We start from the raw sequence: 25,992 nt of genomic DNA on the forward strand, positions 1-25,992 counted from the left end.
ACGCGTCAGTCGTGAAATGAGACACATCCTCGGTGTCGCGTGGCTCGCATTTCCCAGCCTCCTGGGGTGGTGAGTGAGCGCTTGCGCCCAGGGGACGCGCTCGCCTGAAGCCCTGCCGGGCATGCGGGAATGAAGCGGTCCTGGCTGGCTCGGAGCCTTGGCCGCGCGACAGCGGATGCGCGGAGGCATCAACACGAGATGGCCGAGGTTCCCGAAGTCGAAATCATCGCCCGGGACTTGCGACAGGCAGTCGTGGGGCGCCGAATCACTGATGTCGAAGTGCTCGTCCCGGAGGCGGTTCGTTTCCCGTCGCCGCCGGAGTTCATCGCCGCGCTGCGGGGTCGGTGCATCACCGGTGCGCGTCGTCGGGCGAAGTTCATCCTGCTGTCGCTGGACGACGGACAGACGCTCGCGTTGCACTTCATGCTCTGGGGCACGTTGTCGCTGCGGCCCGTGGGAAGTGAGTCGCCACCCGAGAGTCTGGTCGTCATGACACTCGATGGGGAGGAGGCGCTCTGGCTCACGGACACGCTGGGGTATGCGCGTGTGGCGGTGGCCCGCACCGCCGAGCTGACCTCGCGCCTGAAGCTCGAGGAGCTGGGGCCGGAGGTGCTCGACGACGACTTCACCTCGGACCACCTGGCGCGTCGGTTGTCACGTCGCAGAAGCCCGCTCAAGACGGTGCTGCTCAATCAGCGTGTCGTCGCGGGGCTGGGGAATCGGGACGCGGACGAGAGCCTGTGGAAGGCGGGGTTGGATCCGCGTCGCCTGGCGGCATCCCTCACTCGTGACGAAGTGATGCGGTTGCATCGTGCCATGCGCGTGGTGCTCGAAGAGGGGCTGTCGCTCCGGGGCACGCAGCGGGATTTGTTCGGCGTGAAGGGACAGGCGAAGCACCGGCGCAATGTCTTCGAGCGCACCGGCGCGCCGTGTCCCCGCTGCGGCACGCCGATTACCCATGTTCGGGTCGGCGGCCGGAACACGCACTGGTGCGTCCGGTGTCAACCCGAGTCAGGGGCACCCTCGGTCCCGACGCAAGGGGTGTTGCTGTGAGCGCCTTCCTGGTGGCGGCCATCGCCTCTGCTTTTCTTTCGGAACAGGAGGGGTGGGCCGTCCAGCCGCCCCCCGCTGCGCTGACCGCCGCTCCGCTGTTATGAAGCAGGTGTGTCCGACGTCACCGAGTCCACACCGTCGCCGCTCGACTCCGCGCTGGCCCGCGCCAGTGAGGAGCTGGGCCTGCCCAGCTACTACCAGTCCTGTGTGCGCCCTCTGCTGCGCAACCCCGAGGGCCGCTGGCCCCGGTGCTGTGGCGGCGGCTGTGAGCCGTGCGCCCAGACGCTCATCCAGGTGGCGCTGCGTACCCTGGAGATTCTGGGCACACCGCGACAGGCCCCTCTTCCGGACTGAGTCCACACATGGCTTCCGCCCCTCCGCTGTTGCTCGTCGACGACGACGCCGCCTTTCGCAAGGTCTACGGCAGCCTGCTGCGCGACGCGGGCTATGAGGTGGTGGAGGCGGCGGACCGTCCCTCCGCCCGCGCCGCCTTCGACGCGAGGCCCTTTCCCCTCGTCCTGCTCGACTTGATGCTGCCTCCGGATGGCAGCGTCTCCTCGGGCCTGGCGGGACTGGCGGCGTTGCTCGACGCTCGGCCGGGCACCAAGGTCATCGTCGTGTCCGGGGTGGGCGATACGCGCCACTCGCTGGAGGCGATTCGCCTGGGCGCGTACGACTTCCTCACCAAGCCCGTGGACCCGGACGTGCTGCTCGTCGTCGTGCAGCGCGCGCTGGCCCGTGTGGCGCTGGAGCGCCAGGTGGAGGCGCTGCGCACGTCCCTGGAGCGGGCCGCGGGCGACGCGGCCATGGTGGGGCAGAGCGCTTCGTTCCTCGCCGCCCTCTCCCTGGCCGAGCGCGTGGCCGCCAGTGACTTGCCCGTGCTCGTCACCGGTGAGAATGGCACCGGCAAGGAGCTGCTCGCGCGCATGGTGCACCAGAAGAGTCGGCGCCATGCGGGCCCCTTCATCCCCGTCAACTGCGGCGCGCTGCCGGAGACCTTGCTGGAGAGCGCGCTCTTCGGCCACGTGAAGGGCAGCTTCACCGGTGCGACGCGAGATCATCGGGGTCTCTTCGCGGAGGCGGACGGAGGCACCCTGTTCCTGGACGAGCTGGGGGACATGACGCCGTCGCTCCAGGTGAAGGTGCTGCGCGCGCTGGAGACAGGAGACATCCTGCCGGTGGGCGCGGACCTGCCCGTGCACGTGGACGTGCGCCTCATCTCGGCGACTCATCGAGACCTGGGACGCATGCTCCAGGAGGGCGCCTTTCGCGAGGACCTCTACTGGCGCGTCAAGGGCGTGGAGCTCCGCCTGCCGCCGCTGCGCGAGCGCGCCTCGGACCTGCCGCTCCTGGCCAAGCACTTCCTCAACCAGTGCGCGCACCTGTGTCCGGATGGCCGGGCGAGGTTGCTGTCGGATGCCGCCGCGGAGTCGCTCGCCGCGCACGGTTGGCCGGGCAACCTGCGCGAGCTTCGTCACGAGATGCAGCGCGCGACGGTGTTGGCCGGAGAGCGCCGCGAGCTTCAGCCCGAGGACCTGTCCTTCACCGGCAGCGAGCGTCCTCGCGCGAGCACCCCGGGCGCCACCACGCTGGCCGCCAAGGTGGAGGCGCTGGAGCGCCGCGAAATCGAGGACGCGCTGAAACGCTTCGGTGGCAACCGCACGCACTCCGCGGAGGCCCTGGGATTGTCGCGACAGGGCCTGCTCAAGAAGCTGGAGCGCTTCGGGCTGACGTGAGTCAGAAGAGGCGTGCGCCCAGGCCCGCCTTCAGTGCCCAGCCCAGCCTCGTGTCGGAGAGGCCCGCGCGCTCCTGGAAGGTCTCCGTGCCCAACTGCCCCGCGAGCAGCACGGACACGTTGTTGCCCAGGTACACCTCGACGCCGCCACCGCCCAGCGCCTGGAAGCGCAGCGACTTCGACTTCGAGATGCCGATGTCCAGGGGCAGGTCCACCAGCCCCAGGATTGTCACTGTCTCGGCCACCCGCCAGCCGGCGATGAGCCCCGGAGACAGTCGCAGCATCACGCCCGAGAAGTTCTGGTCGTCCATGTACGTGGAGCCGGAGTTGAACACCACGCCCAACCCCAGCGTCGGCGCCAGCGACACCGAGCCCCGCTCCAGCACCTTCAGCCGCCCCACCAGCTCCAGCGCGGCGGACAGCTGGAACCAGTTGAGCCGCGCTCGCGCCTCCAGCTCGAAGCTGGAGATGCCCTGGCGAAACCCCACGCCAATCTCCGGCGCACCCGCGTAGCCGTACAGCGCCGTCGTCCCGGCCGGCAGCGTCACCGGCGCAATCACGGCCCCGAGCGGATCCTCCTCGGACGAGACGGGCGCCTGCTCGACGGTGACGCGCCCCTCCTCTCCGGGTTGCGCGGCCGTCGCCTGCTGGGCGGCGGAAGCGGAGGTCAGCAACAGCGCGGACACCAGGAGCCAGGAAGAGACTGAGCGCGTCATGCCGCGCACCCTACCGCGACCTGTTTGTTACCGAAACTCAACGATTCCGAGGACTTGTGTCCAGGTTGCCAATCTATCAAGCTTCGCTGGAATAATTCGGTATCCATGACTACCGCGCTTACACAGCTCTCCGCGCGCAATGACCCGACGGCGTCGGTGCCGTCGGAGGTTGGCGCGCGTCGTCGAGGGGGGCGGAGTCGGGCGCGGGTGCTGCTGGTGGACTCGGACGCGGGCGCGCAGTCGGCGCTGGCGGCGGCGCTGGTGGAGGCGGGCTTCGAGGCGCTGCTGGTGGGTGGGGCGCAGGCTGCGCTGGATGCGCTGGCTCCAGAGGGCCCCTTGCCGAGGCTGGTCATCGCGGACGTGGAGCTGCCGGATGGCGACGGCTTCAGTCTGTGCGGACAGATTCGCGCGGACGTGCGCACCGCGCACCTGCCGGTGTTGTTGCTGGCGCGGCGCGAGGAGGACTTCCACCGAGACCTGGCCGGTGGCGTGGGCGCGGACGACTACCTGACGCGCCCGTTGGACGTGGAGGACGTGGTGTCGCTCGCGCGGCTCAAGTCGGGGTATGCGACGGGCGCGGCGACGTTCGAGTCACATACCGCGAGGCTGGCCCTGCCGAGGGTGACACGGGCGCTGCTGGCGGGCGTGCGCTCCGGGCGGCTCGTCCTCGCGGAGGGCGAGGGCTGGTTCTCCTTCCGCCATGGCCTGGTGGTGGACGCCATGTTTCATGGCGAGCGCGGCAGCCTCGCGTTTCGCCGGCTGCTGGGTTTCGCCAGCGGCGCGTACGCGGTGGCGCTGGGGCCCGAATTACACAAGGGCTCGTTCACCATGGACCGCGCGCACCTGTGCGAGGCGGTGTTGCCGGCGCTGGAGCGCTTCGAGGCGCTGAGGGCGCGCGGCCTGCCGCTGGCCTCGCGGCTGACGGTGGACTTCGCGCGGCTGGCGGAGGAGCTGCCCGCGCTGCCCGAGGACGTGGGCGAGGTGGTGCGTCTGTTCGATGGGCGACGCACGGTGCGCGCCGTGCTGCTGGAGTGCCTCTACCCGGAGGCGGTGGCGTACGAGGCATCCACGCGCCTGTTCGCGCTGGGCGTGCTGGTGCCTGCGTGTTTCATCGAGGAGCGGGAGCGGGCGCGCGGAGGCTCGGGAGTGCCTGGCTTCTTCGAGCCTGTGCCCTCGGTGGACCCGGTGCCCGGGGTGTCGCGAGGAGATGCGGACTGAGGGTTTGACTCCGCGCCCCGGGCTGGGAGACAAGGCCGCCCAGAGGCGACACCTTCCATGTCCGGTCACAATCGGTGGTCGAAGATCAAGCGCCAGAAGGCCGCGATGGGCGCGACCAAGGGCAAGCTCTACTCGAAGGTCGTGAAGGAGATCACCGTCTCCGCGCGACTCGGGGGAGGAGACCCCACTGGCAATCCGCGTCTGCGTGTGGCGCTGGGCCTGGCCCGTGAAGCCAACATCCCCAAGGACACCGTCGAGCGTGCCATCAAGAAGGGCACCGGCGAGCTGGAAGGGGAGCGCTACGAAGAGGTGATGTACGAGGGTTACGGCCCCGGCGGCGTGGCCGTCCTCGTCGAGTGCGTCACCGACAACCGCAACCGCACCTCGGCCGACGTGCGCTCGACGTTCGGTCACCACGGCGGCAACCTGGGCGCCGAGGGCGCGGTGGCCTGGATGTTCCAGAAGAAGGGAATCGTCACCGTCAAGCCCGGCCCCGAGGAGGACGCGGTGCTGGAGAAGGCGCTGGAGGCGGGCGCCGAGGACGTCGTGCCCCAGGGCGCGGACGGCTTTGAAGTTCGCACCGCGCCAGTGGACCTGCATACGGTGGCCACGGGCCTGGAGTCCGGGGGCCTGCCGGTGGGCGAGCAGAAGTGGGCGTACCTGCCGCAGAATACCGTCCAGCTCGACGGCGATAATGCGAAGAAGATGCTCAAGCTGATGGACGCGCTCGAGGACAACGATGACGTGCAGAACGTCCACGCGAACTTCGAGATCGACGAGTCCCTGATGGAGTCCCTGTCGCAGTAGCGGCAGGGCGAACGGAGCGAACGGTGCGCGTTCTCGGAGTAGACCCTGGCAGCCGCTTCATGGGCTACGGGGTGGTGGAAGAGAAGCGAGGCCGACTGGTGCATGTGGGCCACGGCGTCATCAAGGTGGATGAATCAGCGCCCCTGGCCTTTCGCCTGAAGGAGCTGCATGCCGCGCTGAGCGCGCAGCTCGCGATCTTCCGTCCGGAGGCGGTGGCGGTGGAGGGCCTGTTCACCTTCCGCAATGCCCGGAGCGCGTTGGTGCTGGGGCACGCGCGCGGCGTGGCGCTGCTGGCGGCGGCCCAGGTGTCGCTGCCCGTCTTCGAGTACGCGCCCGCGAAGGTGAAGAAGTCGGTGGGCGCCGGCGGCGCGGACGGCAAGGACGCGGTGGCGCGGATGGTGCGGACGTTCCTGCAACTGGAAGCCAAGGACCTGGGGCGCGCGGACGCGAGCGACGCCCTGGCCGTGGCGCTGTGTCACCTCAACCATGGTCGCGCCGCCGTTCCCACGGCGAGCACGGCTGGCAAGAAGCGCAAGGGCGCCGCGGCGCTGCTCGCGGACAGACTGGCGCCGTCCTATCGGCGCCCGGAGGCGGGATGATCGCTCGGCTGCGTGGCGTGGTGCTGGAGAAGGATGCCGAGGGCGCCGTCATCGACGTGCAGGGCGTGGGCTACCTGGTGAACTTCTCCACGTTGGCTCTGGGGAAGCTTCCGCCGGAGGGCCAGACGGTGGACGTGCGCGTGCGCACCGTGGTGCGCGAGGACGCCTTCGACCTGTTCGGCTTCCTGACCCGGGCGGAGGAAGAGCTCTTCCTGCTGCTCAACGGCGTCTCCCGCGTGGGGCCGCGCATGGCGCTGGGCGTGCTGTCCGGCATGGAGGTGCCGGAGCTGGTGGCGGCCCTGTCTCGCGGCGAGGTGGCGCGCCTGGCGAAGATCCACGGCGTGGGAAAGAAGACCGCCGAGCGACTGGTGCTGGAGCTGAAGGACAAGATGAAGAACGTCCACCTGGAGGCAGTCTCCCGGGGGACTGCGCCCATTCCGGTGAGCGGGCCTCAATCCGACCTTGTCTCCGCCCTGCTCAACCTTGGCTACAAGCCCCCGCAGGCGGAAAAGGCCGCGGAGCTGGCCACCAGCAGGCTGGGTGCCGACGCGTCCTTCCAGGTCCTCTTCCGCGAGGCCCTCAAGTCCCTCAGGGCAGGCGCCTGACGTCTTCTGGACGTCCGCCGTCGCGGGTGTAGTCGGGTGGCCAAATCCGGACCTCCCTGACCAGCCCGCACAAGCTTCTTTCCTCTGAGAAATCGAAACGGTCCAGGGTCCGACGGGCCCTGTGTCGGCTCGGCGGCAAGGGTCGACGCCTGTCGCAGGATGCCGGACAGCCTGGGCTGCCTCCTACCCGCAGTGGGTAGCCAGTTTCATCGACGGTGACACTTTCCAGCCACAGCGGTGGAGGCGAGTGCCCCACCCAGGACAAGGAGTTGCTCACATGAAGGCATGGCGTGGCGTCCCGGTGCTCGTGTCCGTTCTCGTCGGAAGTCTGGGCGGGGTGGGGTGTGGTCCGGCCTTCGAGTCGAGTGACGAACCGGGAAGCGAGCGCGTGGCGTCGGCCCGGGCCTCGGTGGATGCGGCGCCGGAGGAGGCGGACGCGGAGGTGACGGCGCGTCGGGCCTGTGGGACGGACCCGGTGGGGTCGCCGGGTTCCAAGCCGGAGTGGCTGGCGCGGGGCGACGGGCGGCTGTTGTTCAGCGCGGAGGCGGTGGGGCAGGGTCGCGAGCTGTGGAGCAGCCCGGGGCGCTCGGGCTGCGCGGGCGTGGTGAAGGACATCCGTCCGGGGACCATGGGCTCGGTGCCGCGCTTCCTGACGCCGCTGGAGCCGTGGGTGCTCTTCGTCGCGGATGACGGCCAGCACGGACCCGAGCTGTGGCGCACCGACGGCACGGAAGCGGGCACGGTGATGGTGAAGGACCTGCTGCCCGGCGAGCGCGGCTCGGCCCCCCGGGCGCTCACGAGGGTGGGCGACTGGCTCTACTTCACCGCGGAGGACTTCGAGCACGGCCTGGAGCTGTGGCGCACGGACGGCACGGAGTCAGGCACGCGGCTGGTGCACGAGTTCGTCCCGGGCCCCGGTTCGCTCCAGCTGGTGTCGCTGACGGCGTGGGGGAAGCGCCTCGCCCTGGTGTCGTACTCGCCCGAGGCCGCGGTGCTGTGGGTGGTGGAGGCGAATGGACAGGCGCGCGTGCTCTACCAGTCGGCGGTGGGGGTGCTGCTGTCGCTGACGGCGTCGGAGCGGCGCCTGTTCTTCCTGCGGGACACGGGGATGGATATCGCGGAGCTGTGGGTGACGTCGGAGCGGCCGGGCTCCGCGACGCGGGTGCGGGACTTCACCGGAGAGTTCCCGTCGTACCTCACGGCGATGAATGGCTCGGTGTTCTTCCTGGCCGGCGCGGATGGCTACTTCGGGGAGCAGGGCGACACGCTCCACGGGGGCGAGCTGTGGCGCAGCGACGGCACGGTGTCGGGCACGCGGCTGGTGCGCGACATCTGGCCGGGGCCCAAGGGCGCGCTGCCATCGCATCTGGTGGTGATGGATGGCGTGCTGTACTTCGCGGCGGATGACGGCTGGCGCGGGCGCGAGCTGTGGCGCAGCGACGGCACGCTCCTGGGGACGTGGATGGTGTGGGACCTCCAGTGGGGCCCGGAGGGCAGCGAGCCGGAGCAACTGGTGGCGGAGAACGGCTGGCTGTTCTTCTCCGCGAAGACGGCCCTCCACGGGCGCGAGGCGTGGTCCAGCGATGGGTGGTTGTGGCGCACGCGCCGGCTGACGGACATCGCGCCGGGGACGTCATCGTCGGACCCTCGCTCGTTCGTGCGCTCGGGCTCGGAGGTCTTCTTCCTGGCCGGAGAGGCGCCGGCGGACGAGGCGCTGTGGGCGGTGCCCCTGCGTCCCGCCTGGCCCTGCGCCACCGGGGCGGCTTCGGACGCGCGAGGCTGCTGACGTCAGGCCGCGCGCCGGCTGGCGGGCGTGGGCCGCACGTCGCCGAAGTTGGGCGCGGGCAGGACGATGGTGGGGGCAAGCCCCGGCGAGAGCAGGTGCGAGGTCAGGAGCGAGGAGGGGTGGAAGTTGATGAACGCCCCCTCCACCGCGGAGTGCCCGGCGAAGAGCTTCTCCACCACCATGGACGAGTACTGCGAAAGCGAGTCCTCGCGCGTGTTGCCGTTGAGCACCACTTCCCAGCCCATGTGCTCGGCGAAGCGGCGCACGCCGGGGATGGCGGACAGGAGCGGCGTGTAGCTCTCCGTGGCCACGCCGTTCTCGCTGACGACGAACACCTCGCGCGAGGTGGCCACCGCCAGCGACATGTTGCCGCGCGTGTGGCCTGGCGTGCTGAGGATGGCCGCGCCCACGCCCAGCCACGTGTCCCCGTCGAGCAGCACCACGCGCTCGGCGGGGATGTCGGCGCCACCGGGGACGAACCACACCGTCTGCATGGGGTGCAGGTCCTTCACCATCTCCCACTCCGCGCGCTGCACCAGCAGCTTCGCCCGGGGGAAGTACGCCGACACGCCGTCGCCCCCCAGCCACCCGCGCAGGTCCTGGATGTGCAGATGGTCGAAGGCCAGGTAGTCCACGTCCGCGGGCGTCAGCCCCAGCGAGGCCAGGTGGCTCTGCACCGTGCCGTGCCGGGTGGACATGAGCTTGTCGGAGACGAAGCCGCCGTAGCGCTCGCGCAGCGCGTGGTAGAACGGCGCGGCCACGCCCCGCTCGTAGTCGGACGGGTTGAAGAGCAGCGTGCGTCGCTCGCCCTTCGCGTCGACGAACTGCACCACCTGCATGCGGTTGGTCATCATCACGTACGGCGCGGGTGACAGCGCCGCCCCGCTGAAGGCGAACTGCGCGGGATAGGGAAACGTGACGAGCTCGCAGGTGGCCACCGCCGCCACGGGACCTTCCTGGACGAAGCGCTCGCGGGCCTCGAGCGCCGCGCGGCGCAGCCTCTGCAGACGCAGGCCTGGCAGGGGCTCGGAGTGGGCCTCGGCGAGGAAGGGCAGGGGGCGGAACGCGGGGCTCTGGCTCATGGATTCACCGTGACAGCGAGAGGTCGAAGACCGGCGCGACGAACGGAGCGCACGGGCCATGTTCTCCGGCCCGGCGGCGGGGATGCCAGGCAACGTCGGCGTGTTTCACTCGAGCGTCCGCCAGTCCACACGCCTGCCCAGGCACCAGGGAACGTGGCGTCGAAGCCGGTCATGACGGTGGGTGCTCCCTGGCCTGCTGGGCGTCCCCGAGTCCAGCCCGAGGATGTGGGCGACACGCGCGGCCTTCCTGTATAGGGTCCCATGGTCATGGCGAGGAAGTCCGACACTCTCTCCGAAGAGGTCCTCCCGGAGGACGTCCGGCTCGAGGCCTCCCTGCGTCCGCGCTCGTTCCACGAGTACGTGGGACAGGGGCTCGTCGTCGAGAAGCTCAAGGTGTACGTGCAGGCGGCTCGCAGTCGGGGCGAGGCCCTGGACCACTGCCTGTTCTCCGGCCCTCCGGGCCTGGGCAAGACGTCGCTGGCGCACATCATCGCCAACGAACTGGGCGTGGGCATCCACGTGACGAGCGGTCCCGCGCTGGAGCGCAAGGGCGACCTGGCGGGCCTGCTCACCAACCTGAACGAACGCGACGTCCTCTTCATCGACGAAATCCACCGGCTCAACGCGGCGGTGGAGGAGTACCTCTACCCGGCGATGGAGGACTTCCGGCTGGACATCACCATCGACACGGGGCCGGCCGCCCGGGCGATGAAGATTGATCTGCCGCCCTTCACGCTCATTGGCGCGACGACGCGCACGGGCCTGCTCACCTCGCCCTTGCGTGACAGGTTCCAGATTCAGGAGCGGCTGGAGTACTACGACGCCGCGTCCCTGGAGCTCATCCTCCACCGCTCCGCGCGCATCCTCGGCATCCCCCTGGAGAAGGAGGCCGCCCACGAGGTGGCCACCCGCTCGCGCGGCACGCCCCGCATCGTCAACCGGCTCCTGCGCCGGCTGCGCGACTTCGCGGAGGTGGAGGGCAACGGGAAAATCACGCTGGAGCTGGCGAAGAAGTCCCTGGACCGGCTCGGCGTGGACGCCAGCGGCCTGGACTCCATGGACCGCAAAATCCTGCTCACCATCCTGGACAAGTTCGGCGGCGGTCCTGTGGGCGTGGAGACCATCGCCGCCAGCGTGGGCGAACAACGCGATACCATCGAGGACGTGTACGAGCCCTTCCTGATGCAGGAGGGCTTTCTGCAGCGCACGCCCCGGGGCCGGATGGCCACCCACCGCACCTACCAGTATTTCAAGAAGCAGCCACCGCCCACGCCCCAGGGCAGCCTCTTCTGAAACCCGCGAGCCATGAGCCAGGCCACCTCCCCCGCGTCTCCCGCTTCCGGACCCACCACCCTCCGCGTCGCGCGTGACTTCTACGCGGACCTGATGCGGGCCTCCCAGACGTCGCGCGCGGGCTTCCTCGCCGAGCGCGAGCGCTGGCTTCGCGGCGTCCCCGTGGACGGCCGGGAGGAGCTGCTCTTCGAATTCGAGATGCTCCTGCGCGCGGTGGAGCGCTACCTCAACCTCACCGCCGTGGTGGACGCCAAGGACCGGCCGCTCGTCACCCGCGACTTCCACGAGGAGCTGGTGGACGTGCGCGACGCCATGGACCGCGCCATCCGTGTCGCACGTCACCTCCAGGACCCGGACAGCGACCAGAAGATGGTCTTCCGCAAGTACGTGGAGACCCAGCTCGCGGATGACCGGGTGCGTCGCGCACTCATCGAGGAGGAGCTGGACCAGGAGACGCCGTCGGAGAGCCTCTTCGTGCTGCGCGAGGACCTGGACGCGCTGCGCAACCTGCTGGACCACCTGCTCCAGCTGCCCACCGCGCGGCTCAACCTCTTCCAGGACCTGGGCAAGCTGGCCCTGAAGGAAATCGTCCTCAACCGCTACTTCCGGCCCTTCCGGCCGTTGGAGTTCCGCGTCGAGTACGACCGGCTGCGCTCGGTGCGCCTGTTGGATCTGCTCGTGGGGATGCCGGAAGAGCAGCGCGCCGGCTTCTCCACCGCGTTCCTGGGGCTGTTCCGGCTGCTGCACTACCTGGCCTACGTGGACGCGGAAGGCACGCCGCCCGTGCCCCGGCGGGTGCGCGTGCTGCTGGCGCTGGTGCGCAGCGAGACGCACGCCTTGGCCACGTGGCTGCACGCGGAACTGTCGCCCAAGGCGGGCTCCAAGGCGCTCCAGGCCGCGGCCCTGCGGACGGCGCGGGATCTGGCCAAGGAGTCGGAGCGCATTGGCCGCGAGGTGCTGGCCCACGTGGACAAGGAGCCGGACGCGCCCGCGCGCGCCACCGCCGCCTTCAGGTCGCTGTTGCGCACCCAGGTCGTCGCGCTGGTGGAGGCCCTGGCCCCCAATGGCGGCCTGTCCGACGACGTCTTCGACGCGCTGGTGAGCCCCCAGGACGCCGCGCTGCGGCTGCGCAAGGACCTGTGGGTGTACGCCCAGCTGTGCCGCTCCGCGGAGGGGTTCCTGCGCGCGGAGGACGTGCCCGCCGCGGAGCGCTCCCTGGACGCGCTGAAGACCTTCCTCGCGTACTTCCACGACGGCGGCTACCAGCTGCTGCGCTACTCGGACTACGACGCCTTCGACCGCTTCACCGCGCTCCTGGTGGAGCTGCCCTGGCCGCCCGAGGGCCCCGGCATCCGCAGCCGGCTCGCCGAGGACCTGCGCCGCTTCAGCCAGACGCTGGAGTCCACCTTCCACTCCGTCAGCCGCCGCACCCTCCTTCAGGGCAGGGGGTTCGACCGCCAGGAAGCCGAGGCGCTCCGCGATCGCTTTGTCGCGGTCCCGACTCGCTGACCCTCACGTGGGGGGAGAAAATCGACCCACGCCCACTCGCCCCGTATGACGCAACCCCCCACGGGGTGTGCTCGTACGGGGCGTGTTTGCTTCCAGCCAGTTCCTTGCGCTATGGACGCCCCCGTGTTGCATGGAAGACACGCTTCGTTGCGAAGCGCGTCACGGGGCAGGGCGGCGGGTGAGGCGGTGAAGAATTCCCGGACACCAATGTCACGGTTTCGGGTGAATTCACCAACCCTCGGACGGGGGGAGGGTGGCTGGCCACGATGGGCACCCACCGCGATGTCAGAAAAAATCCAACCGTTCCAAGGGGTTCGAGTCATTCGACCCCCCCACCACGGAAGGCGGGATGTCACGCTGTCGTGGCATGCCACTTGCTGAATCTGCGCGTCGCGTCAGACCACTGTTGAACGATTCCGGCGCCATCTGGCCAGATGACCGTTCGGAAGTCCCGCAGCACGAGCAGCCACGAGGCGACACCGACATGCCCCCGTCTTCCTACAACCAGCGCACCCTCTCGAAGACCGCCAGCCTCCAGGGCATCGGGCTCCACTCGGGCGCGAAGGTGACGCTCACGCTGCGTCCGGCGCCCGCGGGGCACGGCATCGTCTTCGTGCGCACGGACCTGCCTCGCCCGGTGAGCATCCCCGCGTTGGCGGAGTACGTGGTGGACACGGCGCTGGCGACGACGCTGGGCCGCGACGGCGTGAAGGTGGCGACGGTGGAGCACTTCATGTCCGCCATGGCGGGCCTGGGCATCGACAACGCCCGGGTGGAGCTGGACGGCCCCGAAGTGCCCATCATGGACGGCAGCGCCGCTCCCTTCGCGGCCCTCATCCAGGATGCGGGCATCCGCGAGCTGGACGCGCCCAAGGAGCTGCTCGTCATCCGCAAGCCCGTGTCCGTGGTGGATGGCGACAAGCAGGCCTCGCTCACCCCCTCGCGCCACTTCCGCATCAGCTGCACCATCGACTTCGAGCACCCCGTCATCCAGGGTCAGGCGTTTGATTTGGATTTCAGCGACCGGGACTTCTCCCGGGAGATTTCCCGCGCGCGCACGTTTGGCTTCCTGCGTGACGTGGAGAAGCTGAAGAAGCTGGGCCTGGCTCGCGGCGGCTCGCTGGACAACGCCATCGTCGTGGACGAGGTGTCCATCCTCAACCCGGAAGGGCTGCGCTTCACCGACGAGTTCGTGCGTCACAAGATCCTCGACGCCATCGGTGACGTGTCTCTGTTCGGCCGTCCCGTCATTGGCCACCTCACGGCCTACAAGACGGGCCACGCGCTCAATCACAAGCTGGTTCGCAAGGTCCTTTCAGACCCGAGCTGCTATGAGATTGTCCCCGCGCGTCGTCGCGACGTGGAAGGCTTGGAGCTGGGCCTGCCAGGATTGGCCGGCGCGCTGGAGCTGGAGCCGCTCGTCGCCTGATGTTGGTTTGGCATTTCCTTGCAGGTCGGGGCTGGCTCGACTAAGTCGCGGGCTCATGCCCATGCGTCCAACCAACGTCATCCTCGCCGCGCTGCTGGCGGCTTCGTTCACCGCCGGTTGCAACAAGGAGAAGGCGCCGGTCACCGCGCAGGCTCCCGCCGCCGCCCAGGCCCCCGCGGGTGAGCCCACCCCGGACACCGTGGTCGCCACCTTCGGTGACGGCCAGAAGATCACCTACAAGGAGCTCAACGACCGCGTCCAGGAGCCGATCGCCAACCTGGAGAAGCAGAAGTTCCAGCTTCGCAAGCGCGGCCTCGAGGGCATGGTGACGGAGAAGCTGGTCGATGCGGAGGCCAAGAAGCGCGGCATCACGCAGGACCAGTTCCTCAAGGCGGAGATCGACGACAAGGTTCCCGCGCCGACCGAGGAGAAGATCAAGGAAGTCTTCGACGGCGCCAAGGGCCAGCTGCCGCCCGGCTCGACGTTCGAGCAGATGAAGCCGCAGATCCTCGACTTCCTCACGCAGCAGCCCAAGCAGGAGCGCGCCCAGGCCCTCTTCGCGGAGCTGCGCAAGAACGCCAACGTGCAGATCACCCTGCCGGAGCCGCCGCGTGCTCCCGCCGAGCGCAAGACGGTCTCCGCCGTCGGCCCGTCGAAGGGCCCGGACAACGCGCCCATCACCATCGTCGAGTTCAGCGACTTCCAGTGTCCGTTCTGCAGCCGCGCCATCGGCGCGGTGGACCAGGTGATGAAGGAGTACGACGGGAAGATCAAGCTGGTGTTCCGTCAGTTCCCCCTGGACTTCCACAAGGAGGCGCAGAAGGCCGCCGAGGCGTCGCTGTGCGCCAATGACCAGGGCAAGTTCTGGGAGATGCACGACAAGCTGTTCGCCAGCCAGTCCGCGCTCCAGCTGGAGAACCTCAAGAAGTACGCGGGCGAGCTGAAGCTGGACCAGGCCAAGTTCGACAAGTGCCTGGACTCCGGTGAGAAGGCCGCCACCGTGAAGAGCGACATGGCGGACGCGCAGAAGGTCGGCGTCAGCGGCACGCCGGCGTTCTTCATCAACGGCATCATGCTGTCGGGTGCGCAGCCCGTCGAAGAGTTCAAGAGCATCATCGACGCCGAGCTGAAGCCGACGGCGCAGAAGTAATCACGCGGTTCGGAGGGCACGGGCGGTGGCCCAGAAACCCAAGGCCACGCCCCGTGTCGGCGGTGAGGCGACTTCGCTGGATTTGGAGAAGTCGCTCGCCGCTGGCCTGTCCTCCTCCCGTCCCCTCTCGGCCTGGTTCCATGGGCCGGAGGGGATGGTGCTCCTCCAGGAGCCCATGGGCTTCGCTGGCTTCCTGGCCGGCACGCTCGGGACGCTCTCGGTGGAGGAAGTCTTCGCCCACGTCCTGACGGGGATTCGCAGCGGGTTGCTCGCCGTGCAGCACGGCGCCGTCCGCCGCACGGTGTCCTTCCGGGACGGGCAGGTCGTCTTCGCCACGTCCACGGAGCGCTGGGAGCGGCTGGGCGCGGTGCTGGTGCGGCTGGGGCTGGTGACGCAGGCACAGCTCACGCAGGCGCTCTCACGCGTGATGCCGTCGCGGCGCATCGGCCAGGTGCTCACCTCCGAGGGACTCGTGTCCGAGGCCCATCTCTACAGCGCCATGACGTACGTGGTGCGGGAGGTGGTGCTGAGCCTCTTCGAGTTGACGGAGGGCAGCTTCCTCTTCGTCGAGGGCCCCGCGCCCATGGCGGACGTGGTGAAGCTGCCGGAGCGCACGCGTGATTTGGTGCTCACCGGAATCAAGCGCTCGGAGGAGCTGTCGCGGTGGCGGCGGCGCTATCCGGAGGACATGCGCGCGGAGACCGGGCCGAAGGGGCCTCGCCCGGGTGAGGAGCGCCTCTTCCGGCTGCTGGGCGCGGGCACGACGCTGGGCGAGCTGCGCACGGTGCGCGAGAGCGGACACCACGCGTTCTTCGCGTGGCTGGAGGAGTGCGTGCAGGGCGGCCACCTGACGGTGCGACCCGCCACGCCTCCCGCGCCGCCCGTGCCCGCCGTGGAGGGCATGGCGTGGGAGCTCTTGTCCGCGGAGGAGCGCTACAACCTGCTCTTGTCCCTCATCCACCGCGCGCTGCGCGACGCGGGGGAGGACGTGGACCTGCTGCGTGGCTTCCTCGATGCGCCGCCGTCGGGGCTCGAGGACGCGTATGCCGGCGTGGTGTTGAGCGCGGAGGGCCGGGTGGATGTGGCGCGGCTGCGCGCCAACCTGTCCGGTGGTGGCGAGGCGGTGGCGCGGGCGCTGACGCTGGAGGCGCTGGACGCCATCGTGTCGTACGCGTTGTTCTCCGCGCGAAACGTCCTGCCGTCCGAGGTGGCCGAGCGCTTGTCCAACACCTACCGCACCCTGCAGGGAGGGCTGGCCTAGCAGGCGGCACATGCCCACGTTCGCGGCCACGGCGTTCGTGGTCGGGGGACGATGGTCATGGGTGTGTTGCGGAAGCTGGCGTGGGGGTTCCTGGTCGTGAGCGCGGGGTGTAGCGGCTCGCGTCAGGCCGTGAAGGCGGACGCGGCGCAGCCTGGAACGGGCGGCTCGGGACAGGGACAGGTGGAGGCGATGAAGGCCTCCGTGTCTGGACCGTACGTGGACGAGGAGCTGGGGTTCGAAATCATCCGGCCCAGTGACGACTGGCAGTTGGACGCGACGAACGAGCGCACGCCGGAGGGGCTCGCGATTCCGGTGGTGCTGCGTCACCCTCCGTCAGGTGCGCAGGTGGTGCTCCAGGTGGCGCCCGCGGTGGCCACGCCCACCCAGTTCGCCGAGCGGCTCACGGAGGGACTGCGACAGCAGCCGGGCTTCATCACCACGGACCCCGTGCCCCTGGCACTGTCCGATACGGCGGTGGGCTTCAACTTCCAGGTGGGTGACAACGTGCATGGCCGAGTGGCCGTGCGCGAGGGCCAGGAAGGCCGGGTGCTGATGATGCTGGCCACGTGGCCGGCTCAGGCCGTGGCGGGCGACATCCAGAACGTGGATGCGCTCATCGCCGGCATCCGCCCGCTGCCGAATCGCAAGGCCGTCCCGAGCAAGGTGCCGCAGGCCGTTAGGCCCTGAGCCGGAGGGCCGGTGCTCGGCCACTGGCTTCGAGCGGAACCCTCGGCCCGATACGCGCGGCCAGGGTCCTCTCCTAGAGAAAGGGACGCGGGCCTCGTCCGCGCCCTTGCTCGGCCAGGGTCCTCTCCCAGGGAAGGGGGACGCGGGCCTTGTCCGCGCCCTCTCGCGGCCCGTCGTCGGTGGACGGGCCGCGGAGGCGTGCTGCTCAGCTCCGCGCGGACTTCCGGGCGCCGCGAGCCGCGCGAGCAGGCTTCGCGGGGGCCTCGGCGGCCTCGGTGGCCTGCGTCTCCGTGCGCAGCCGCACCCACTCCACCAGGGTGCGGACGCCCACGCCGGTGGCGCCCTTGGCGTTGTAGCCGCGCTCCTTGGGGCTGTTGGACGGACCGGCGATATCCAGGTGCACCCACGGCGTCTCGCCGACGAACTCCTTGAGGAACAGGGCGGCGTTGATGGAGCCACCCCAGCGCTCGCCGGAGTTCTTCATGTCGGCGACCTCGGAGCGCAGCGCGTCCTTCTGCAGCTCGCTCACCGGCAGGCGCCACATCTCCTCGCCGGCGGTGCGCGCGGCCTGGAGGACCTCGTTCACCGTGCCGTCGTTGTCACCGAAGGCGCCGACGATGTAGTTGCCCAGCGCGACGATGCACGCGCCCGTGAGCGTCGCCAGGTCGATGACCGCGGACGGCTGGTGCTCGCAGGCCCAGGTGAGCATGTCGCCCAGGACGAGGCGGCCCTCGGCGTCCGTGTTGGTGATTTCCACCGTCTTGCCCAGCCGCGACGTGAGGATGTCGCCCGGCTTGTACGCATTGCCCGCCGGCATGTTCTCGCACGCGCCAATGAAGGCGTGCACGGGGAAGGGCGGCTTGATGGAGGCGATGACCTGCATGGCGCCCAGGACGGCCGCAGAGCCCGCCATGTCCGTCTTCATGTCCACCATGCCCTCGGTGGGCTTGAGCGACAGGCCTCCCGAGTCGAAGGTGATGGCCTTGCCCACCAGCGCCAGCGGCGGGCGCTTCGCGTCGCGCGCGTTCTTCGGCGTGTAGACGACGTGGATGAGCCGCGGCTCCTCGGTGCTCCCGGCCGTGACGCCCAGGAACATGCCCATGTCGAGCTTCTCGATTTCGCGCTTGCCGCCAATCGTGATCTTCAGCCCGTGCTCCCGCGCGGACTTCCGGGCGGCCTCGGCCAGCACCGTGGGCGTCACCGCGTTGGGCGGCTCGTTCACCAGGTCGCGGGCCCAGTTGGAGGCCTCGGCCACGCGCTTGCCCAGGGCCAGGGCGTCCTCCACGTCGCGCGACTTCTCCGTGCCCTCGGGCAGCGCCAGCGCCACCTTGGTGGGCTTGGGCGTGCCCTTCTCCTCGCGCGCGGAGGACTTGTACTTGTCGAAGCGGTAGGCGCCCAGCTCCAGGCCCTCCACCACCGCGCGCACCGCGTCCGCGGGCGCCTTCGTGGCGGGCAGCGCCACGACGAGCGACGTCACCTTGAGCCGCTGGGCCGTCTTCGCCGCGCGACCCGCCGCCAGCCGCAGGACTTCCGGGTGGAAGCGCGCGCGGTTGCCCAGGCCCAGGAGCAACACGCGGCCCGCCGTCGTCCGGCCGAGCGTGTGCATCACCAGGGACTGGTCGGCCTTCGCCTTGAAGCCCTCCTGGGTGGCGGCCCCGCGCAGACGGCCTTCCAGGGACTTGTCCGCCGAAGCCAGACTGGCCGGGGCGCCCTCACCCAGCTCGCCCTCGAAGAGCGGAATGACGAGCAGGTCGCCATTCGCGAGGGTGGCGTCGCCGGAGACGAAGGTGAAATTCATGGGCCGATGAACTCCTGAACGGGAGAGGGGAAATACGGAAGGGCGCGGACTGTAACGCCCACCCTGTTGCACGCAAAGCGTTGGATTTCATTCGAGCGTTGCATTGCAGCAGGGGCCTGGGTAGCAGTCAGGCAATGCCCACCTTGCTGATGCATCTGACCGCCATCGAACGGTTGGCCGCCAACCCCGGAGAGCTGCCGGCGGACTGGGTGCGCGCGCTCTCCGAAGACCTGGCCTACGCGCGCTTCGGAGTGGCGCTGCCGGACCTGCCGCTGTGCGAGGGCGTCCGAGGGGGCCTCTCCGCGTTCCTGCCCGAGCGGGAGATGCCCCTGTTCGCGAGGCTGTATCACGAGCGCGCGCCGGTGGGCTTCGGGCTGAAGATGGCGGAGCTGGTGGCCACGGGCGCGCTGGTGGGCACCGAGCCAGGGCTGGCCCTGCTCGCCGGCTACTTCACGCACCTGTGCCTGGACCGACGGCTGCACCCGGTGGTGGACAATCTGGTGGTGCGGCATCGGCGTCGCGGCGAGCGGGCCCTGGCGGCGCACCGTGACATCGAGTGGGCCCAGACGCTCTTCTACCTGCGCGAACTGCACGGCGTGGACCTGCTGGGCACGCCCCGGCTGCGCGAGAAGTGTCAGGTGGTGAAGAGTCCTGGCTTCCCGTGGCGAGGCATCGGCCGGGGCATCTACGAACTGGTGCGGCTGTCCTCGCAGGAGCGCGTGGGGCAGGCGCCGTCCAAGGCGGAGGTGGATGGCTGGGTGCGCGGCCTCTATGTCTCCGGCCTGTTCCTCTCCAGCCCCATGGGGCGCACGCGCGCGCTGCCCGCCTTCGCCCACTTGTCCTTCCAGGAGCTGTACCGCAACGACACGTTCGACTTCTCCCAGGAGGTCGAAGGTGCGCTGGAGTCGGCGCGTGGAGTCCTTCGGAGGTTGCACGGCTACATGGCGAGGGGCACCTTCACACCTCGTACGCGTGCCCGCTTCCTGGAGGCTTTCCCAGAGGGAAACCTGGGCGTACGCGCCGCATAGCGCGCCGCGCATCGCCCTGAAGTGCTGGGCTCTTTCGCGCGCAGAGCAACCGTCCTGCCGAGCCTGTCTCCTAGAGGGGAATGGCGCTGGGCGCGGCGATGGCCCGCTCCTATTCTCGTGAAGGAATGACGGTTCTTCTCCTCATGGTGGTGGGCGGGCTCGCGGGAGCACTGGGCGCGATGCTGGGCATCGGAGGTGGCATCGTCCTGGTGCCCGCGCTGGTGCTGGGCTTCGGGTTGCCGCTGGAGGAGGCGGTTCCGGCCAGCTTGATGTGCGTGGTCGCCAACTCGTGCGCCGCCGCGGCTGGCTACGTCGACAACCACCTGAGTGATATCCGTCTGGGCCTGACGCTGGAGCTGGCCACGGTGCTCGGCGCCATCGCCGGAGGACTGGTGGCGGCGCTCATCGCACCGGCGATGGTGGCGGTGGTGTTCGGCCTGTTCACGCTCTATGTCGCGCTGCAGATGATGCTGCTGCGCTCGCCTCGAGGTGAGCCCGCGACGCTGGACGACTACCAGCCGACGAACTACCCGCTGGGCATCTCCGGCTCGTTCGTGGCGGGTGGCCTCTCCGCGCTCCTGGGCGTGGGCGGTGGGCCGCTGAAGGTGCCGTTGATGAGCTACGGCATGCGGGTGCCCTTCAAGGTGGCCAGCGCCACCAGCAACCTGATGATTGGCGTGACGGGCGCGGCCAGCGTGGCCGCCTACGCGCTGCGCGGACACCTGAAGCTGGCCCTGGTGTCTCCGCTGGTGGTGGGTGTGCTGGCCGGCGCGTATTTCGGGAGCCGGCTGATGCCGAAGGTGCCCACGGCCGTGCTCAAGAAACTCTTCGCATTGGTGCTGCTGTCGGTGGCGGGGCAGATGTTGTGGAAGGGAGGGGCGGGACTGTGGCCGAGCGTGTGGGAGTGAGTGAAGGGGACCCGGACGGCGCCGAACCGCCGCGGGTCTCGGCGGCGATGATGGCGGACCCGGCGGCACTGGGTTCCAACACGATGGTGGCGACCCCGGCGCAACAAGCCGAGGCGCCCGAGCTGGAGGCGGAGCCCGTCACCGCGGGCCTCGCCGAGGCACCGTCCCAAGGCGTCACGCGCGTCCGGGACAGGACGCTCGCGGGAGACCGGTGGATTGCCCGGGTGTTGCGCGTGGGCGCGGTGCTGAGCGGCGGCATGTTCGTGCTGTCGCTGGGCCTGGAGGCGCTGCCAGGCACGGAGAGCACGCACGTGGCCATTGACCAACTGCGCAAGGCCGCGGCGTCGCTGCTGCTGGTGACGCCGGTGGCGCGGCTGGGCGTGGCGGGCACGCTGCTGGGACTGCGCGGTGAATGGCGCTACGCCGTCATCGCCGCGGGAGTGCTGGGGCTTCTGGCCCTGGCGGTGGGCGCCGGCATCCAAGCGTGATGCGGCGCCCGGGGCAGGGCGGTGGGTGGGCGCCTCAGGCGCCTCGCGCGGCGAAGTGGGCGAGGATGTTGCGCACCTTGGCGACCTCGTCCGCGCGGCCCTGCTCCTCGTAGAGTGGCAGCACCGCTTCGAGCTGGGAGCGCGCCGCGGGCAGGTCCTGCGAGTAGTAGCAGGACAGGCCCAAGTCCCACCGGGCGCGGGCCTCGTACACGTGGTCGTGCAGCTCCTGGTACAGCTCCACCGCGCGCAAGAGGTGCGTGCGCGCGCCCTCGTGGTCGCCGAGCAGTCCCTCGGACTCGCCCAAGAGCAGGTGGCCCAGCGCGAGTGCCTCCGCGTCGTCGCCCTTCTCCAGCAGGGGAAGGGCTTCCAGGAAGCGCTTGCGAGCCGGCTCGTACTCGGCCTTCTCCATGCGGATGTCGCCGATGTCCAGCAGCAGCCGCGCGGTGCGCTCCGTGTTGCGCGTCTGGCGGTAGAGGATGAGGGCCTCCTGGTACTTCTCCTCGGCGGCCTCCGGCTGTCCCAGCGCGCGCAGGGACTCACCGATGCAGGCGCGGGACAGGGCCTCTCCGTCGCGGTCCTTCGTCTCGTTGAAGAGCCGGGCGGCCTGGGCGATGAGCTCCACCGCGCCCCGGTGGTCCTCGAAGTTCGCCTTCACCACGCCCAGTCCGAAGCAGGCCTGGGCCTGGCCCGGCTTGTAGCCGGCCTCCTGGAACATCGCGAGGGCCTCCTCGTAGCACTGGCGGCTGGCGGCATGGTCTTCCAACATGCCGTGCAGCTCCGCCAGGCTCACCAGCCCCTGGCCCACCTGGGTGGGCGAGCCGGTGATGCGCAGGGTGGCCAGTTCGTTCTTCTGCTTCTGGAGCGCCTGGAGGAAGTGGGCGCGTTCGGTGTCGTCGGGCGGGTGCATGCTCACGCGTCGCCACCCTTGCGGCGCCGGGCCGCCTTGTCCAACGAATCGTGCTTCTCGCTCCGGTCAGTGCCATTGACGTCCGGGGGGACGGCCGCGCCCGCGGGGGGCGGGGCGTGGTGCCGGTCCTTCTCCACCTTGTCGGCCTGCTCGTAGCCGAGCAGCGGGGAGAAGAAGCAGTCCTTCTTGGTGTACTCGTCAAAGGAGAAGGCGAAGCGGTAGCTGGCCGCCGCGCGCTGGTTGCAGTCGGTGCGCTCGCAGAAGCGGCAGGAGATGCCGGAGGGGATGGCATCCTTGCGCAGGTCATTGGTGGGCAGGCCATAGGCCAGGTATTTGGCGTTCTCCGCGTGGGTGCCCAGGCCGATGGAGTACGCGGTGCCCTTGACGATGGAGCCCTCGGTGGGCTGGAGCTGCACCTTGGCGAAGCAGAAGTACGTCGTGCCGTCCGGCATGATGGAGTACTGCCGGGTGAGCTGCGACGGGTTGAGGAAGGCCAGGTGCACGGCCCACTTGCCACAGCTCCCGCCGCCGCTGGCGAAGCGGATGCCGGTGCCGCTGTAGCGCTTGGAGATGTTGCCGGCGATGTCCGAGCGCAGGAAGTGGAAGGGGATGCCCGGGCGCTTGGGGTCCGACAGGTTGCACAGCCGGTGGGCCACCGTCTCGTAGGTGGAGCCGAAGATGCTCGACAAGAGCTCCACGTCGTAGCGCGTGCGCTGCACTTCCTTGAAGAAGTCCCCGTACGGCAGCATCAGCGCACCGGCGAAGTAGTTGGCCAGGTTCACCTTGATGAGCCGCGTCGTCTCCCCGTGCCGGGTGCGCCCCGCGCCGAGGATGCGCTCCACCAGCTTTTCCTTGTCCAACATCAACAGGCCAATGGACGCGGCGATCTGGAACTTCAGCGGCTGCTCGGTGAGGTCCGGGGACAGGGTGAGCGTCTGCTCCTCCGGGTCCAACCGGCGCACCACGGACGAACCGCTGGGCGAGGCGTCGATGAGCACGCGGTAGCCGAAGCGCTTCTCCAACAGCTGCATCAACTGGCCGCTGGTGAGCTGGCGCTCGATGCTGATGTCCCGCCGCAGCTCCTCGGCCTGCTCCTCCAGCTCCGGGAAGTAGTTGCGGTGCGTCTCCAGGAAATCGCTCACCTCGTCGAAGGGTGAGTAGTCGAAGCGCACACCCGGCACGGTGCCGTTGCCCGCGCTGCCGCCCTGCGTCCGCGTGCGCTCCTCCACGTTGAGCTGCGCGAGCACGTTCTCCAACTGCGTGCGCGTGTTCTTGTAGAGGTTGAAGAGCGCGGCCACGGTGCCCGCGAGCTTCGGCTCCGCGGACAGCGACTGGAGCGACTCCGGGTCGATGTCCAGGCTCTTGAGCAGCGGCTCGTCCAGGAGCTTCGCGAGCGCTTCGTCCACGCGCCCCTCGCCCAGCGTGGACATGAACTGCTCGGGGTCCTGATCGAAATACCGCAGCGCCTTCCAGAGCAGCGGGAAGGGCATCACCCGCTTGCCCTTTTCGATGAGGTTCAAATACGCGGGGGAGACCCCCAGGTCCTTCGCCGCGTCCGCCTGCTTGATGTTGCGGGCGAGTCGCAGGCCCCGGAGCTTCAGGCCCACGTTGGCGTTCAGTGCGTTGTCGTTCATGGCTGAGTCGGGTCCCGTCGGAGTGCGCCTGGCCTCTTGCGCCCTCGCCCCTCTGAACCACTCTGCAAATCGATTTACCGATTTGCAATCAACGTTTTTCTTGAGGCCGCTCCCTGTGTGGCGGGCGACGGAACGGTCGTCGTCCACAGGGCGATTGGCCCCTGAGTATGTGCAACCACATGTAATCGCTGCGCTTTATCCGCGCGCGGATGTGCGTTCCGGGCAGTGTTCGACGCACGTTGTCAAAAGTTTACTGCCGCGGCGCGCCAAGCCCGCTTCACGTGCTGGTAAACCCGCATTCACGGTTTACAGAGCAGAGCCGGCGCCGGTTCAGGCGATCAACCGGTGGAAGATGAGGGAGACGTTGGTGCCGCCGAAGCCGAACGAGTTGCTCATCACCGCGTCGACGTGGGCCTCGCGCGCGGTGTTGGGGACGCAGTCCAGGGTGATGAGCGGGTCCTGGTGCTGGAGGTTGATGGTGGGCGGCAGCACGCCTCGGGTGAGGGCGAGCACGCTGATGACGGCCTCGGCGGCGCCCGCCGCTCCGTTCATGTGGCCCGTCATGGACTTGGTGGAAGAGACGGCCACGGTGCTGGCGGCGTCGCCGAAGATTCGGGCGATGCCTTGAGTCTCCATCAGGTCGCCGACGTCGGTGGAGGTGCCGTGCGCGTTCACGTAGCCGATGTCCGACGGGGAAAGCACCGCGTCCTTGAGGGCGGCGCGCATGCTGCGTTGGGCGCCCTCGTGCTCGGGGGCGGGCGTGGTGATGTGGTACGCGTCGGAGCTGGCGCCGTAGCCGGTCAGCTCCGCGAGGATGCGCGCGCCGCGGGCCTTCGCGTGCTCCAACTCCTCGAGGATGAGCATGCCCGCGCCCTCGGCGAGCACGAAGCCGTCGCGGTCCTTGTCGAAGGGGCGGCTTGCGGCCTGGGGCGCGTCGTTGCGCAGGGACAATGCGCGCATGGCCGCGAAGCCGCCGACGCCGAGCAGGGAGATGGGCGCCTCGGCGCCTCCGGCCACCGCCACGTCGAACTCTCCGCGCTGGATGCCGCGCATCGCCTCGCCGATGGCGTGCGCGCTGGTGGAGCACGCGGAGTTGGGGGCCCAGGACGGGCCCTTGAGTCCATGGCGCAGGCTCACGTAGCCGGGCGCCATGTTGATGATCATCTGGAGGATGAAGAACGGGCTGATGCGGTCCGGGCCCTTCTCCAACGTGCGGCGGTGGGTCTCCTCCAGGCTTGCGATGCCGCCGATGCCGGAGCCGATGATGGTGGCGATGCGCTCGGCGTTCTCCGGCGTCACCTTCAGGCCGGAGTCCTCCAGCGCCATGTCCGCCGCCACCACGGCGAAGTGGGCGAAGCGGTCCATGCGCCGCGACTCACGCCGTTCGATGTAGTCGTCGACCTTGAAGTCCTTCACCTCGCCGGCGATTTGACAGTCGAGCGCGCTGGCGTCGAACAGGGTGATGGGCCCCACGCCGCTCTGGCCTCGCACGAGCGCCTCCCAGCTCTTCTCCACGCCCGTTCCCACGGGGCTGATGAGCCCCATTCCCGTCACCACGACGCGCCGCTTCTGCATCCGCCGCTCCCTTGGATGGCACGCCAGGAAGACGAACGGCCCGGCCGCTCGTGCGCCTTCCTTTTCGTGGCGTGCGCTGCATGGCCCTTTGTATTATGGGCATCATCCCATCTGGCAAGCCTGATTGTCAGCAATACGGAATATCTGGAATCCGGATGATGGTGTCCACCACTGCATGAGGGAGGAGCGAGGCCCATGAGCGACGGGAAGGCCGAGACGCGCACGAGGACGGTGACGTGGAGAGATCCTCGGGAGGGCGTGGCGGCGGCGAAGTCGCTGTCGGGACTGGAGTACCTGCGCGCCATCGTCCGGGGCGAGGTGCCTGGGGCGCCCATCGCGGCGTTGATGGGCTTCGCGCCGGTGGAGGTGTCGGAGGGGAGGGCGGTGTTCGTGGTGGAGCCAGGGGAGCACCACTACAACCCGATTGGCACCGTGCACGGGGGCCTGGCGGCGACGCTGCTGGACTCGGCGCTCGGGTGCGCGGTGCACTCCACGCTGCCGGTGGGTGCGGGCTACACCACGCTGGAGCTGCACGTGAACATGGTGCGCGCCATCTCCCATGACACCGGTTTGCTGACGTGTACGGGTGAGGTCATCCACGTGGGAGGCCGCGTGGCGACGGCGCAGGCCCGGCTGACGGACGCGGACGGCAAGCTGTACGCGCACGGCACCACGACGTGCATGGTGTTCCGGCCCCCGGTTCCGGGCGGCCGGGAGTAGAGGG

24 protein-coding genes are annotated in these 25,992 nt (G+C 69.4%); 18 read left to right on the top strand and 6 right to left on the bottom strand.

The genetic code is table 11. From position 1 onward, the window contains the following. Window positions 1–198: 198 nt before the first annotated feature. The 3 genes from mutM (at window position 199) to HUA74_RS04750 (ending at window position 2,789) form a co-directional block, all read left to right on the top strand. Window positions 199–1,053: a bifunctional DNA-formamidopyrimidine glycosylase/DNA-(apurinic or apyrimidinic site) lyase gene (gene mutM / locus HUA74_RS04740; protein WP_174453551.1), complete on the top strand. Its 855-nt coding sequence runs from the start codon at window positions 199–201 to the stop codon at window positions 1,051–1,053. Between the two features lie 111 nt (window positions 1,054–1,164). Beyond that, window positions 1,165–1,407 carry a hypothetical protein gene (locus HUA74_RS04745; protein WP_141643496.1) on the top strand — a complete coding sequence of 81 codons (243 nt, stop codon included), beginning with the start codon at window positions 1,165–1,167 and terminating at the stop codon, window positions 1,405–1,407. 8 nt (window positions 1,408–1,415) lie between these two features. After that, window positions 1,416–2,789, top strand: a complete 1,374-nt coding sequence (locus HUA74_RS04750; RefSeq protein WP_141643497.1) for a sigma-54 dependent transcriptional regulator — start codon at window positions 1,416–1,418, stop codon at window positions 2,787–2,789. A gap of 1 nt (window position 2,790) precedes the next feature. Here the strand turns inward: HUA74_RS04750 and HUA74_RS04755 are convergent, their stop codons facing one another. Beyond that, on the bottom strand, window positions 2,791–3,504 hold the full coding sequence (locus tag HUA74_RS04755; protein ID WP_141643498.1) for a hypothetical protein: 714 nt from the start codon (window positions 3,502–3,504) through the stop codon (window positions 2,791–2,793). 105 nt (window positions 3,505–3,609) lie between these two features. On the opposite strand from HUA74_RS04755, the gene HUA74_RS04760 reads away from it, so the two are divergent. The 5 genes from HUA74_RS04760 to HUA74_RS04780 all read left to right on the top strand — a co-directional run bounded on the left by HUA74_RS04760 (window position 3,610) and on the right by HUA74_RS04780 (window position 8,519). Continuing rightward, window positions 3,610–4,722, top strand: coding sequence for a PleD family two-component system response regulator (locus HUA74_RS04760; protein ID WP_174453552.1), 1,113 nt, complete (start codon window positions 3,610–3,612; stop codon window positions 4,720–4,722). A gap of 57 nt (window positions 4,723–4,779) precedes the next feature. Next, a complete protein-coding gene (locus HUA74_RS04765) occupies window positions 4,780–5,529 on the top strand; it encodes a YebC/PmpR family DNA-binding transcriptional regulator (protein WP_174453553.1) in 750 nt (249 codons plus the stop codon). Between the two features lie 23 nt (window positions 5,530–5,552). Further along, window positions 5,553–6,128, top strand: a complete 576-nt coding sequence (gene ruvC / locus HUA74_RS04770; RefSeq protein WP_174453554.1) for a crossover junction endodeoxyribonuclease RuvC — start codon at window positions 5,553–5,555, stop codon at window positions 6,126–6,128. Next, window positions 6,125–6,733, top strand: a complete 609-nt coding sequence (gene ruvA / locus HUA74_RS04775; protein ID WP_141643502.1) for a Holliday junction branch migration protein RuvA — start codon at window positions 6,125–6,127, stop codon at window positions 6,731–6,733. Before ruvC ends, ruvA begins: the two co-directional genes overlap by 4 nt. A gap of 277 nt (window positions 6,734–7,010) precedes the next feature. Continuing rightward, window positions 7,011–8,519, top strand: coding sequence for an ELWxxDGT repeat protein (locus HUA74_RS04780; RefSeq protein ID WP_174453555.1), 1,509 nt, complete (start codon window positions 7,011–7,013; stop codon window positions 8,517–8,519). 2 nt (window positions 8,520–8,521) lie between these two features. On the opposite strand, the gene HUA74_RS04785 is transcribed toward HUA74_RS04780, so the two are convergent. Then, window positions 8,522–9,601, bottom strand: a complete 1,080-nt coding sequence (locus tag HUA74_RS04785; protein ID WP_141643504.1) for a hypothetical protein — start codon at window positions 9,599–9,601, stop codon at window positions 8,522–8,524. Window positions 9,602–9,862: 261 nt separating this feature from the next. Between HUA74_RS04785 and ruvB the strand changes: the two genes are divergently transcribed. The 6 genes from ruvB to HUA74_RS04815 all read left to right on the top strand — a co-directional run bounded on the left by ruvB (window position 9,863) and on the right by HUA74_RS04815 (window position 16,930). Continuing rightward, complete coding sequence (gene ruvB / locus HUA74_RS04790; RefSeq protein WP_141643505.1) at window positions 9,863–10,894, top strand: Holliday junction branch migration DNA helicase RuvB; 1,032 nt, start codon at window positions 9,863–9,865, stop codon at window positions 10,892–10,894. A gap of 12 nt (window positions 10,895–10,906) precedes the next feature. Next, window positions 10,907–12,403: a hypothetical protein gene (locus HUA74_RS04795; protein ID WP_141643506.1), complete on the top strand. Its 1,497-nt coding sequence runs from the start codon at window positions 10,907–10,909 to the stop codon at window positions 12,401–12,403. A gap of 484 nt (window positions 12,404–12,887) precedes the next feature. Further along, the gene (lpxC, locus tag HUA74_RS04800) at window positions 12,888–13,832 is read left to right on the top strand and encodes a UDP-3-O-acyl-N-acetylglucosamine deacetylase (RefSeq protein ID WP_141643507.1); all 945 of its coding nucleotides are present in this window, start codon (window positions 12,888–12,890) and stop codon (window positions 13,830–13,832) included. Between the two features lie 61 nt (window positions 13,833–13,893). After that, window positions 13,894–14,982 carry a thioredoxin domain-containing protein gene (locus HUA74_RS04805; protein WP_371745506.1) on the top strand — a complete coding sequence of 363 codons (1,089 nt, stop codon included), beginning with the start codon at window positions 13,894–13,896 and terminating at the stop codon, window positions 14,980–14,982. 25 nt (window positions 14,983–15,007) lie between these two features. Further along, window positions 15,008–16,243 (top strand): DUF4388 domain-containing protein, encoded by a 1,236-nt coding sequence (locus tag HUA74_RS04810; RefSeq protein WP_174453556.1) that lies wholly within the window; start codon window positions 15,008–15,010, stop codon window positions 16,241–16,243. 57 nt (window positions 16,244–16,300) lie between these two features. Further along, window positions 16,301–16,930: a hypothetical protein gene (locus HUA74_RS04815; RefSeq protein WP_141643510.1), complete on the top strand. Its 630-nt coding sequence runs from the start codon at window positions 16,301–16,303 to the stop codon at window positions 16,928–16,930. A gap of 205 nt (window positions 16,931–17,135) precedes the next feature. Here HUA74_RS04815 and HUA74_RS04820 read toward each other — a convergent pair whose 3' ends face one another. Then, a complete protein-coding gene (locus HUA74_RS04820) occupies window positions 17,136–18,728 on the bottom strand; it encodes a leucyl aminopeptidase (RefSeq protein ID WP_174453557.1) in 1,593 nt (530 codons plus the stop codon). A gap of 134 nt (window positions 18,729–18,862) precedes the next feature. Here HUA74_RS04820 and HUA74_RS04825 point away from each other — a divergent pair, with 134 nt between their 5' ends. The 3 genes from HUA74_RS04825 (at window position 18,863) to HUA74_RS04835 (ending at window position 21,152) form a co-directional block, all read left to right on the top strand. Next, a complete protein-coding gene (locus tag HUA74_RS04825) occupies window positions 18,863–19,756 on the top strand; it encodes a hypothetical protein (protein ID WP_141643512.1) in 894 nt (297 codons plus the stop codon). A gap of 125 nt (window positions 19,757–19,881) precedes the next feature. Continuing rightward, on the top strand, window positions 19,882–20,664 hold the full coding sequence (locus HUA74_RS04830; RefSeq protein ID WP_174453558.1) for a sulfite exporter TauE/SafE family protein: 783 nt from the start codon (window positions 19,882–19,884) through the stop codon (window positions 20,662–20,664). Beyond that, complete coding sequence (locus tag HUA74_RS04835; protein ID WP_371817192.1) at window positions 20,661–21,152, top strand: hypothetical protein; 492 nt, start codon at window positions 20,661–20,663, stop codon at window positions 21,150–21,152. Before HUA74_RS04830 ends, HUA74_RS04835 begins: the two co-directional genes overlap by 4 nt. 34 nt (window positions 21,153–21,186) lie before the next feature. On the opposite strand, the gene HUA74_RS04840 is transcribed toward HUA74_RS04835, so the two are convergent. From HUA74_RS04840 to fabF, 3 genes are all read right to left on the bottom strand, one after another. Then, window positions 21,187–22,059, bottom strand: coding sequence for a tetratricopeptide repeat protein (locus HUA74_RS04840; protein ID WP_141643533.1), 873 nt, complete (start codon window positions 22,057–22,059; stop codon window positions 21,187–21,189). Between the two features lie 2 nt (window positions 22,060–22,061). Further along, entirely contained in the window at window positions 22,062–23,693 is a 1,632-nt protein-coding gene (locus HUA74_RS04845; protein WP_141643514.1) for a short-chain fatty acyl-CoA regulator family protein, read from the bottom strand. Window positions 23,694–24,023: 330 nt separating this feature from the next. Then, window positions 24,024–25,268 carry a beta-ketoacyl-ACP synthase II gene (gene fabF, locus HUA74_RS04850; protein ID WP_174453559.1) on the bottom strand — a complete coding sequence of 415 codons (1,245 nt, stop codon included), beginning with the start codon at window positions 25,266–25,268 and terminating at the stop codon, window positions 24,024–24,026. A 195-nt stretch (window positions 25,269–25,463) separates the two neighbouring features. Between fabF and HUA74_RS04855 the strand changes: the two genes are divergently transcribed. Beyond that, complete coding sequence (locus HUA74_RS04855; RefSeq protein ID WP_174453560.1) at window positions 25,464–25,988, top strand: PaaI family thioesterase; 525 nt, start codon at window positions 25,464–25,466, stop codon at window positions 25,986–25,988. Window positions 25,989–25,992 lie beyond the last annotated feature (4 nt).

The sequence above is a fragment of the Myxococcus sp. CA051A genome, from assembly GCF_013336705.1.
In the GTDB taxonomy this organism is placed as follows: Bacteria; Myxococcota; Myxococcia; order Myxococcales; family Myxococcaceae; genus Myxococcus; species Myxococcus llanfairpwllgwyngyllgogerychwyrndrobwllllantysiliogogogochensis.